Raw genomic sequence first — 9,478 nt, forward strand, 5'->3', positions numbered from 1 at the left:
CGTCAGAGATTGCGGAGTCCAACGAGCACCTGTTCCAGAATGTCGGGGTCGGGCAGGACCGACCTGCGGGGATGGCGAGCGCTGACACGGCCTGCGGCGAGAAGGTCGGACAACAGGATCTTGGTGATGCTCACCGGGAGCCTGAGCTCCGCGGAGATCTCCACCACGGCGGTGGGGGCCTGCGCCATCCGAAGGATCGCCGCGTGCTCCGACTGCATTCCGGGGGTGGGATCGCACTCGGCGACCACCAGGGTGACCAGGTCGAACGGACTGTCCGGCCCGGATCGGCTGCGTCCCTGGGTGATGGTGTACAGCCGGTCGGGGGCGTCGTCCCTGCCGGGCCGGCTCATGAGCTTCGGGGCTGAGCCGTCAGGTGCTCGCCGAGTTGTTCCACCAGCTCGCTCATGTTGTGCCCGACCAGTCCGGGGTCGGCCTCCTCGGTGGTGACCACCGCGAGGTGCGCGCCTTCACCGGCCTCGACGATGAAGAGCGTCCCGCCGTAGAACTCGGTCATCGACGTGCGCACGCCTCCGCTGCCGTCGCCGAACTCGACCGAGGCGCCGTGCGAGAGGGACTGGATCCCGGCCGCGATGGCGGCGAGCTGGTCGGCCTGGTCGACCGTCAGTTCCGGGGTGCGGCACAGCTTCAGCCCGTCACGGGACAGCACGAGCGCGTGCCGTGCGCCGGGGGTGCGTTCCAGGAGCCCCTCGATGAGCCATGTGAGCTTCTCGTCCGCGGTGGTCGTGCCGGTCATGAGGTGGTGTCGCCTTCCGGGTGCGCATGCGAGTGGAACGGTCTGTCGGACGCCGTCTCGGCGGATGCGGACGGCATGGCCGGGGCGTCGGGGTGCGGCCGGCCCGCGTTCGGGCCGGCGGTGGCCTCCGGACCGGCCGCGCGTACGGCCTGGCGGAAGTCGCCGAACCGGGCGGCCCTGGTCCTGATGTCCTCGGCGGCGCCCGCGGGCCGTTCGACGGAGCGGGACGCCGACCGCGCGCGTTCGGCGGCGGCGAGGGTGCGCCCGCGGCGCCGCTTGGGCAGCTCCGTGGGGGGCTCGTCCCCCGTCCGGTCCGGGGTCTCGTGGACCGGAGCGGAGACGGGAGCGGAGACGGGAGCGGCTGGGGTGCGGGCCGGGGCCGGGGCCGGGGCGTCGTCGGCGGCGGAGTGGACGATCGGCTGCCGCGCGGTGCGCGGGGGCACGGCGGCCGGGCGCTCCGCCGGGGCGGGCCGCGGCTCGACGGCGGCGTTGGTGAGGATCTCCTGCGGAACGAGCATCAGCACACCGGTGCCGCCACGGGCGGACGGCCGGAAGGACACCTTGAGGCCGTACTTGCGCGACAGGCGGCCGACGACGGCGAGGCCCAGCCGGGTGCCCGTGAGTCCGCCGAGGTCGGCCGAGTCGCCGGACACGGCGTGCTCCGCCCTGCGCAGCTGGACGTCGCTCATGACGAGACCGCTGTCCTCGACGGAGACGATGACGCCCGCCGGGACCTCCTCGACGTAGACGTGGACCTCGGCGTTCGGCGGCGAGAAGTTGGCGGCGTTGTCCAGCAGCTCCGCCAGGGCGTGCATGACGCCCTCCGCCGCGTGACCGGCGACCGCCGCGTCGCTCGCGGAGTGCAGCCGGACGCGCTGGTAGCCGCTGATCCGGCCCATCGCGCCGCGCAGGATGGACTCCATGCGGATGGGACGTGCCCAGCGCCGGCCGGTACGCGCGCCCGTGAGCACGGCGATCGAGTCGGCGAGCCGGCCCGCCTGCGCGGTGCGGTGGTCCAGGTGCAGCAGGTCGGTCAGCACGTCCTCGTCGCTGTGCCGCTCCTCCATGGCGCGCAGGTCGGCGAGCATGCCGGTGGCCAGCGCCTGCATCCGGGCCGCCGTGTTGGCGGTCGCGGAGATCGCCGCGGCACGCTCGGCGACGGCACGGTCCAGCCGTGCGGAGAGCCGGCGCGCCTCCTCCGCCAGCCGGGCGTGCTCGGCGTCGCTCTGCTGCGCCAGGTGCGCCCGCTCCCGGGCGAACTCCTCCCGCAGGCGGGCGCGTTCGGCAGCCGCCGCGTCGACGAGCCGTTGCTGTTCCTGGCGCCACCGGGCGGCGAGACGTTCCTGCTCCTGGGCGGCGCGGTCCCGTTCGGAGTCCATCGCCCGCAGCCGGGCACGGGCCGCCCGGGCCGCCTGCCGCTCACGGGCGGCGACGGCCACCGCCGCGCACAGCACCACCGCGGCGACCGCCGAGCACCAGCCGAGGGGCACCCGCACGGAGGAGGGCGCCGCGGAGACGGCCCAGACGACGGCAACGGCGGCCACGGCCGCGGTGAGCAGGGTGACGGGAAGGACGGTGCGCCGGGGGGACGGGGCGCTGGGGGCGGCGGGCGCGGTCATCAATCAGGTCCTCGGGCGGCCGCTGCGGGCGCGGCCCTCGTATCGTCCATGAAAGGGAATTGGCCAGAAACTGTAGGCAGAGGCTAACCGGGCGTCACTATACGAGAGTTCGTGATCAAAAGGTGAGGGTTGTGCCCGAGTAATTCCGCCCGGGGATTCGCCGGCGGCAGGTGGCCGGCGGAAGGCCCCGTCGCGGAACACGGAGACAGAACGGCGGCGCCCTGCCGGGCCAAACGTCTCGCGGACAGGACGAACGGCGCCCGCCGGATCCGCCGGTTCGCGCGGCGCCACCCCCTCGACACCCCTGCGGCCTCCGCTAGGACGAGTCGCCCGCCGTCTCCGCGTGCCCTTCGGCGTCCGTGCGGGCCAGGCTGCGGGCTCTGCGGGCCGGGCCGCGCCAGCCGCAGCTGCACCGGGCGACACAGAAACGGCCCTGGTCGACGGTCGTCGTGCGATGTTCCTGCTGCGCCACACCGACAACGTTACCCAGCCGAGGTGAACGGCCACCGCACGCGTGACGGGCTTCCCTACTCGTCGTTAACCGGACGACAGGAGGCCCGAGACGCACGCACCGGCTGGGGGTAGGCAGGCGATGGGGGAGCTGCAGCACAGGCGGACGGTCGTGGCGGCCGGGCTCGTGGTCTGGGCGTGCGTGGGGGCGAGCGGCTGCGCGGGCACCGGCGCCGCCGCGGACGGCGCGGCCGCGGCCGACCCGGCCGCAGTCGTGCGGCGCTCCGCCGACACCCTGGTGGACGCGGGCAGTTCGAAGGCCCGTACGTCGATGGAGATGGCCACCGGCGGCACCCGTGTCACCATCCGCGGCGAGGGCGTGTACGACTTCCGCAGGCGGCTCGGCCGGCTGACGCTGCAGCTGCCGGCGGACCCGGCCGGCGCCACCCCGCACCGGCCGATCACCGAACTCCTCGCGCCCGGCGCGCTGTTCATGAAGAACCGGGGCGCCGGCGTGCCCGCCGACAAATGGGTGCGGGTGGACACCGCGACGCTCTCCGACGGGAACCTGGTGACCGGCGGCGCCACCGACCCGTACGCCGCGGCGGAGCTGCTGCGCGGCACGCGCACGGCGGCCTACCTGGGCCGCACCGAGGTCGCCGGGATCGCGGTGCGGCACTACCGGGGCACCGCCGACCTCGCCGCGGCGGCGAAGGGCGCCCCGCGCGGGGTGCGCGCCGCGCTCGCGGCGGCCGCGAAGGGGTTCGCCACCGCCGAGGTGCCGTTCGACGTCTACCTCGACGACGAGGGCCGCGTCCGCAAGGTCCGGCACCGGTTCAGCTTCGTCAACGCGCAGCGGCGGGGCACCGTCGCGGTGTCCTCGACGACGCTGCTGTACGGCTTCGGGGCCCCGGCCGAGGTGCGTCTGCCGAAGTCCCGGGACATCTACGCCGGCAAGATCGCCGAGGAGCGGGGTCCCGCGTGAGGAGGCGCGAGGGACGTGAGAACTAGCCCGTCCGTGCCATGCGCGGTGCGTAGGCCGCTCCCTACTCTAGGAAGCCGGTGACGGCAGAGAAGAGGTGACGCACGTGGCTCCGGTCGGCGGTGGGGCGGTTCAGGACCACGTGGCCCTCGCCGAGATCGAGCTGTGCGGCGAGCTGATCATCGCGGCCTCCGCCACGGGCGAGGACCGGCTCAGCCTGGAGAGCATCGACGAGGTGCTGCGGGTCACCGAGGAACGCGACGCCGCCTGCGGCGGGTGACGCGCGTCCCGGCCGGTCCGCTCAGGTGCGCAGCAGCCGGGTGATCGCCTTCGTCGCCTCCTCCACCTTCGCGTCGATCTCGTCACCGCCCCGCAGGGCCGCGTCCGCGACGCAGTGGCGCAGGTGCTCCTCCAGCAGTTGCAGGGCGAAGGACTGCAGCGCCTTGGTGGAGGCGGAGACCTGGGTCAGTATGTCGATGCAGTAGACGTCCTCGTCGACCATCCGCTGCAGGCCGCGGATCTGCCCCTCGATGCGGCGCAGGCGCTTGAGGTGCTCGTCCTTCTGCTTGTGGTAACCGTGCGTGACCGGATGCCCGCCGTCGCCGGAAGGCGCCGCCGCGCCGGCCTCAGTGGTCGTCATCGCGTCCTCCCGTTCGACGGATATACCCCTGGCGGGTATATGATACCGAATTTCGCGGGTAAACGGGTCTTGGTCCGCCCCCTTGCTGATCACTATGTCCGATGGGCGACACTGGGGACGGCCCGTAGTCGTGGCCGGATGATGCACTTAGCATCAGCCTGACCGAAACCGATGCACCCCGAGGACCCCTTGTGCGCTTTCGTCTGACCCCCAGGGAGACGAGCTTCTACGACATGTTCGCCGCTTCCGCGGACAACATCGTCACGGGCTCGAAGCTCCTGATGGAACTGCTCGGGGCGGACACCTCCGCCCGGGCCGAGATCGCAGAGCGTATGCGGGCCGCGGAACACGCCGGTGACGACGCCACCCACGCGATCTTCCACCAGTTGAACTCCTCCTTCATCACGCCCTTCGACCGCGAGGACATCTACTCCCTCGCCTCCTCCCTCGACGACATCATGGACTTCATGGAGGAGGCCGTCGACCTGGTCGTCCTCTACAACATCGAGGAACTGCCGAAGGGCGTCGAGCAGCAGATCGAGGTGCTGGCGCGGGCGGCGGAGCTCACCGCCGAGGCCATGCCGAACCTGCGCACGATGGACAACCTGACCGAGTACTGGATCGAGGTCAACCGCCTCGAGAACCAGGCCGACCAGATCCACCGCAAGCTGCTGGCCCACCTCTTCAACGGCAAGTACGAGGCCATCGAGGTGCTCAAGCTCAAGCAGATCGTCGACGTGCTGGAAGAGGCCGCCGACGCGTTCGAGCACGTGGCGAACACGGTGGAGACCATCGCCGTCAAGGAGTCCTGAGCCCCTCATGGACACCCTCGCCCTGGTCGTGACCATCGCGGTCGCGCTCTTCTTCACGTACACCAACGGCTTCCACGACTCGGCGAACGCGATCGCTACGTCCGTGTCGACGCGGGCGCTGACCCCGCGGGCCGCCCTCGCCATGGCCGCGGTGATGAACCTCGCCGGCGCCTTCCTCGGCAGCGGGGTCGCCAAGACCGTCAGCGAGGGGCTGATCGCGACGCCCGAAGGCTCCAAGGGGATGGGCATCCTGTTCGCCGCGCTCGTCGGCGCGATCACCTGGAACCTGATCACCTGGTACTTCGGCCTGCCCTCCTCCTCGTCCCACGCGCTGTTCGGCGGCATGGTGGGCGCGGCGCTCGCGGGCAGCACGACCGTGCACTGGAACGGCGTCCTGGACAAGGTCGTCATCCCGATGTTCCTGTCCCCGGTGGTCGGCCTGGTCGTCGGCTACCTGGTCATGGCCACGATCATGTGGATCTTCCGCGGGACCAACCCGCACAAGGCCAAGCGCGGCTTCCGCATAGCGCAGACCGTCTCGGCGGCCGGCATGGCCCTCGGTCACGGTCTGCAGGACGCGCAGAAGACCATGGGCGTCGTGGTGATGGCACTGGTCATTTCCGGCCACGAGACGTTCGGCGACCCGATCCCGGTGTGGGTGAAGATCGTCTGCGCCCTGATGCTGTCCCTGGGCACCTACGCGGGCGGCTGGCGCATCATGCGCACCCTGGGCCGGAAGATCATCGAACTGGACCCGCCGCAGGGCTTCGCCGCGGAGACCACCGGCGCGTCGATCATGTTCACCACCGCGTTCCTGTTCAAGGCCCCGATCTCGACGACCCACGTGATCACCTCGGCCATCATGGGCGTCGGCGCCACGAAGCGCGTGAACGCCGTGCGCTGGGGCGTCGCCAAGAACATCGTCATGGGCTGGTTCATCACCATGCCGGCGGCCGCGCTGGTGGCGGCGGGCGCCTTCGCACTCATCGACCTCGCCGTCCTGTGAGCGGCGCCGTCGCCGTCTTAGGCCGGAACCGCACCGACGACGCGGGCCCGCCCCCCTGCCGGGGGCGGGCCCTTCATCGTCCTCACGGTGGCACCGCCATGCAGCACCGCGAGGCGTCTCGGTGGCGGCCTCGGTGGCGGCCTGCCGGGCCGGTCTAGCCGAAGCGGCCGGAGATGTAGTCCTCGGTCGCCTGGACGGACGGGTTGGAGAAGATGCGCTCGGTGTCGTCGATCTCGATCAGCCTGCCGGGCTGGCCGACGGCCGAGAGGTTGAAGAAGGCCGTACGGTCCGAGACGCGCGCCGCCTGCTGCATGTTGTGCGTCACGATGACGATCGTGAAGCGCTCCTTCAGCTCGCCGATCAGGTCCTCGATGGCGAGGGTGGAGATCGGGTCGAGGGCCGAGCAGGGCTCGTCCATCAGCAGCACCTTCGGCTCGACCGCGATCGCGCGGGCGATGCACAGACGCTGCTGCTGACCGCCGGACAGGCCCGAACCGGGCTTGTTGAGGCGGTCCTTGACCTCGTTCCAGAGGTTGGCGCCCTTGAGCGACTTCTCGACGACGTCGTTCAGCTCGCTCTTCTTGTGGCTGCCGTTCAGGCGCAGGCCCGCGGCCACGTTGTCGAAGATCGACATCGTGGGGAACGGGTTCGGGCGCTGGAACACCATGCCGACCTCGCGGCGCACCGACACCGGGTCGACGCCGGCGCCGTACAGGTCCTCGTCGTCCAGCATCACCTTGCCCTCGACGCGGCCGCCCGAGGTGACCTCGTGCATCCGGTTGAGGGTGCGCAGGAACGTCGACTTGCCGCAGCCGGAGGGGCCGATGAAGGCCGTCACCGAACGCGGTTCGACCGTCATCGAGATGTCCTCGATCGCCTTGTGGGAGCCGTAGTAGGCGGTGAGCCCGCTCACGTCGATTCGCTTGGCCATGACTACTTCACTTCCATCAGTCTTCAGTCGCCGGTTGGCCGCGTCAGCGACCGGTCTGCGGGGCCTTCCAGCGGGCGATGCCGCGGGCCACCAGGTTGAGGATCATCACGAAGGCGATCAGCGTGAGCGAGGCCGCCCACGCCCTGTCGTACGCCGCCGTCGAACCCGAGCTGTTGGCGTACTGCTGGTAGATGTAGAGCGGCAGCGCCTGCTGCGCGCCCTCGAAGGGGTTCGTGTTGATGAACGAGTTGCCCCACACCAGCAGCAGCACCGGCGCGGTCTCGCCCGCGATACGGGCGATCGCCAGCATGACGCCGGTCGTGATGCCGCCGATCGAGGTCGGCAGGACGACCTTCAGGATGGTGCGCCACTTCGGGATGCCGAGCGCGAGGGACGCCTCGCGCAGCTCGTTCGGGACGAGCTTGAGCATCTCCTCGGTGGAGCGCACGACCACCGGCATCATCAGGATGGCCAGCGCCAGCGAGCCGGCGAAGCCGAACGGCTGCATGTCGAAGATCAGCATGAGGCTGAGGATGAACAGACCGGCGACGATCGACGGGATGCCGGTCATCACGTCGACGAAGAAGGTGACGGCGCGGGCGAGGTTGCCGCGCCCGTACTCGACCAGGTAGATCGCGGTGAGGATGCCGATCGGCGCGGCCATCAGGGTGGCGAGGCCGACCTGCTCCAGGCTGCCGACGATGGCGTGGTAGATGCCGCCGCCGGGCTCGGCGTCGGTGACGACGCCCATGGAGTGGGTCAGGAAGTAGACGTCGAGGACCTTCACCCCGCGGGAGAGGGTCGTCCACACCAGGGAGACCAGCGGCACCACGGCGAGCAGGAAGGCCACCCAGACCAGGGCGGTGGCGATGCGGTCCTTGGCCTGGCGGCGGCCCTCGACGCGGGCGGCGATGCTGTACGTGCCGAGGACGAAGAGGATCGCGGCGATCAGGGCCCACTGGATGCTGCTGTGCAGTCCGGCGGCGGCGCTGATGCCGATGCCGACGGCGGCCGACCCGGCGGCGACCGCCCACGGGAACCACTTCGGCAGGCTGGCGCCGCGCAGGGTGCTGGGGCGCTTGTCGGCGATGGCGGCGTGGCTCATGCGTTGGCCCCCGAGTACTCCTTGCGGCGGGCGATGATCATGCGCGCCGCGCCGTTGACCAGCAGGGTGATGACGAACAGGACCAGACCGGAGGCGATGAGCGCGTCCCGGCCCTGCTCCGTCGCCTCACCGAACTTGGAGGCGATGTTCTGGGCGAAGGTGCCGCCGCCCGGGTTGAGCAGGCTGCCGTGGATCAGGAAGTCCGGGGAGAGCACGGTGGCGACGGCCATCGTCTCGCCGAGCGCGCGGCCGAGGCCGAGCATCGAGGCGGAGATCACACCGGAGCGGCCGAAGGGCAACACGGCCATGCGGACCACCTCCCAGCGCGTGGCGCCGAGGGCGAGGGCCGCCTCCTCGTGCATCTGCGGGACCTGGCGGAAGACCTCGCGGCTCACATTGGTGATGATCGGCAGGATCATGATCGCGAGCAGGATGCCCACGGTGAGCATCGAGCGGGGGGCGCCGCCGTCCCAGGAGAAGACTCCGGTCCAGCCGAAGAAGTCGTTCAGCCAGCCGAAGAGGCCGTTCATGTTCGGGACGAGGATCAGCGCGCCCCACAGGCCGTAGACGATGGACGGCACGGCGGCGAGCAGGTCGATCACGTAGGCGATCGGGTTGCGCAGCCGGCGCGGGGCGTAGTGCGTGAGGAACAGCGCGATGGCGACCGCGATCGGCACCGCGAGCGCCATCGCGATGACCGAGGAGACCACCGTGCCGAACGCCAGCACGGCGATGCCGAACTTCGGCGGGATCAGGTTGGTGTTCCACTCGAAGGTGGTGAGGAAGTTGCCCTCGTCCTTGCTGATCGCGAGGGTGGCCCGGTAGGTGAGGAAGACCGCGATCGCGGCCATGATCACCAGCAGCAGGATGCCCGACCCACGGGACAGACCGAGGAAGATCCGGTCACCGGGCCGGGTGGCGGCGCGGGCCGCGCGCTTCTGCTCGGCCTCGTTCTGCTGGGATACGGGAGGAGGTGCCTGGGTGTTCTGTGTGGTTATGTCCATCGGGTTCTCCGGTCTGCGGACCCGCACGCGATGTGCGGCTCTGCGGAGCCGTACTCGGTGTGCGGCTCCTGGCGGCGGTGCACCGGACGGTGCGGTCCGGCCCGGGTGACCGGGCCGGGCCGCCCCCGCCTAAGCACACGCCCACGAGGGTGGGGGGGCGCCAATAAGCGCAACC

12 protein-coding genes are annotated in these 9,478 nt (G+C 71.0%); 4 read left to right on the plus strand and 8 right to left on the minus strand.

The features are described from left to right. Positions 1 to 2 precede the first annotated feature (2 nt). The 4 genes from AB0G63_RS24120 to AB0G63_RS24135 all read right to left on the minus strand — a co-directional run bounded on the left by AB0G63_RS24120 (position 3) and on the right by AB0G63_RS24135 (position 2,845). Entirely contained in the window at positions 3 to 350 is a 348-nt protein-coding gene (locus tag AB0G63_RS24120) for a DUF742 domain-containing protein (RefSeq protein ID WP_324784446.1), read from the minus strand. Continuing rightward, entirely contained in the window at positions 347 to 754 is a 408-nt protein-coding gene (locus AB0G63_RS24125; protein WP_324784447.1) for a roadblock/LC7 domain-containing protein, read from the minus strand. The genes AB0G63_RS24120 and AB0G63_RS24125 overlap by 4 nt, the downstream gene beginning before the upstream one ends. After that, positions 751 to 2,373 (minus strand): ATP-binding protein, encoded by a 1,623-nt coding sequence (locus AB0G63_RS24130; RefSeq protein ID WP_360753754.1) that lies wholly within the window; start codon positions 2,371 to 2,373, stop codon positions 751 to 753. The genes AB0G63_RS24125 and AB0G63_RS24130 overlap by 4 nt, the downstream gene beginning before the upstream one ends. Positions 2,374 to 2,689: 316 nt before the next feature. Beyond that, positions 2,690 to 2,845, minus strand: coding sequence for a hypothetical protein (locus AB0G63_RS24135; protein WP_360753757.1), 156 nt, complete (start codon positions 2,843 to 2,845; stop codon positions 2,690 to 2,692). 120 nt (positions 2,846 to 2,965) lie between these two features. On the opposite strand from AB0G63_RS24135, the gene AB0G63_RS24140 reads away from it, so the two are divergent. Together AB0G63_RS24140 and AB0G63_RS24145 are read left to right on the plus strand one after the other, a co-directional pair. Next, positions 2,966 to 3,808: a hypothetical protein gene (locus AB0G63_RS24140; RefSeq protein WP_360753759.1), complete on the plus strand. Its 843-nt coding sequence runs from the start codon at positions 2,966 to 2,968 to the stop codon at positions 3,806 to 3,808. A gap of 94 nt (positions 3,809 to 3,902) precedes the next feature. Continuing rightward, a complete protein-coding gene (locus AB0G63_RS24145; protein ID WP_324784450.1) occupies positions 3,903 to 4,085 on the plus strand; it encodes a hypothetical protein in 183 nt (60 codons plus the stop codon). A 21-nt stretch (positions 4,086 to 4,106) separates the two neighbouring features. On the opposite strand, the gene AB0G63_RS24150 is transcribed toward AB0G63_RS24145, so the two are convergent. Beyond that, positions 4,107 to 4,445, minus strand: a complete 339-nt coding sequence (locus AB0G63_RS24150) for a metal-sensitive transcriptional regulator (protein ID WP_360753762.1) — start codon at positions 4,443 to 4,445, stop codon at positions 4,107 to 4,109. A 191-nt stretch (positions 4,446 to 4,636) separates the two neighbouring features. Here AB0G63_RS24150 and AB0G63_RS24155 point away from each other — a divergent pair, with 191 nt between their 5' ends. Further along, entirely contained in the window at positions 4,637 to 5,257 is a 621-nt protein-coding gene (locus AB0G63_RS24155; protein ID WP_324784452.1) for a DUF47 family protein, read from the plus strand. 7 nt (positions 5,258 to 5,264) lie between these two features. After that, entirely contained in the window at positions 5,265 to 6,263 is a 999-nt protein-coding gene (locus AB0G63_RS24160) for an inorganic phosphate transporter (protein ID WP_360753766.1), read from the plus strand. A 154-nt stretch (positions 6,264 to 6,417) separates the two neighbouring features. Here AB0G63_RS24160 and pstB read toward each other — a convergent pair whose 3' ends face one another. The 3 genes from pstB to pstC are packed head-to-tail and all read right to left on the minus strand — an operon-like array spanning position 6,418 to position 9,303. Further along, positions 6,418 to 7,194 carry a phosphate ABC transporter ATP-binding protein PstB gene (gene pstB / locus AB0G63_RS24165; RefSeq protein ID WP_360753768.1) on the minus strand — a complete coding sequence of 259 codons (777 nt, stop codon included), beginning with the start codon at positions 7,192 to 7,194 and terminating at the stop codon, positions 6,418 to 6,420. Between the two features lie 43 nt (positions 7,195 to 7,237). Next, positions 7,238 to 8,299 (minus strand): phosphate ABC transporter permease PstA, encoded by a 1,062-nt coding sequence (gene pstA, locus AB0G63_RS24170; protein ID WP_360753770.1) that lies wholly within the window; start codon positions 8,297 to 8,299, stop codon positions 7,238 to 7,240. Next, positions 8,296 to 9,303 (minus strand): phosphate ABC transporter permease subunit PstC, encoded by a 1,008-nt coding sequence (gene pstC / locus AB0G63_RS24175; RefSeq protein WP_360753773.1) that lies wholly within the window; start codon positions 9,301 to 9,303, stop codon positions 8,296 to 8,298. The genes pstA and pstC overlap by 4 nt, the downstream gene beginning before the upstream one ends. Positions 9,304 to 9,478 lie beyond the last annotated feature (175 nt).

Source organism: Streptomyces sp. NPDC020996, assembly GCF_040641355.1.
Classification (GTDB): Bacteria; Actinomycetota; Actinomycetes; order Streptomycetales; family Streptomycetaceae; genus Streptomyces.

What these genes read in the sequence shown, in the direction of transcription:
- AB0G63_RS24120 (WP_324784446.1), bottom strand. Translation starts at nt 350, where the DNA reads ATGAGCCGGCCCGGCAGGGACGACGCCCCCGACCGGCTGTACACCATC.
- AB0G63_RS24125 (WP_324784447.1), bottom strand. Translation starts at nt 754, where the DNA reads ATGACCGGCACGACCACCGCGGACGAGAAGCTCACATGGCTCATCGAG.
- AB0G63_RS24130 (WP_360753754.1), bottom strand. Translation starts at nt 2,373, where the DNA reads ATGACCGCGCCCGCCGCCCCCAGCGCCCCGTCCCCCCGGCGCACCGTC.
- AB0G63_RS24140 (WP_360753759.1), top strand. Translation starts at nt 2,966, where the DNA reads ATGGGGGAGCTGCAGCACAGGCGGACGGTCGTGGCGGCCGGGCTCGTG.
- AB0G63_RS24150 (WP_360753762.1), bottom strand. Translation starts at nt 4,445, where the DNA reads ATGACGACCACTGAGGCCGGCGCGGCGGCGCCTTCCGGCGACGGCGGG.
- AB0G63_RS24160 (WP_360753766.1), top strand. Translation starts at nt 5,265, where the DNA reads ATGGACACCCTCGCCCTGGTCGTGACCATCGCGGTCGCGCTCTTCTTC.
- pstB (WP_360753768.1), bottom strand. Translation starts at nt 7,194, where the DNA reads ATGGCCAAGCGAATCGACGTGAGCGGGCTCACCGCCTACTACGGCTCC.
- pstA (WP_360753770.1), bottom strand. Translation starts at nt 8,299, where the DNA reads ATGAGCCACGCCGCCATCGCCGACAAGCGCCCCAGCACCCTGCGCGGC.
- pstC (WP_360753773.1), bottom strand. Translation starts at nt 9,303, where the DNA reads ATGGACATAACCACACAGAACACCCAGGCACCTCCTCCCGTATCCCAG.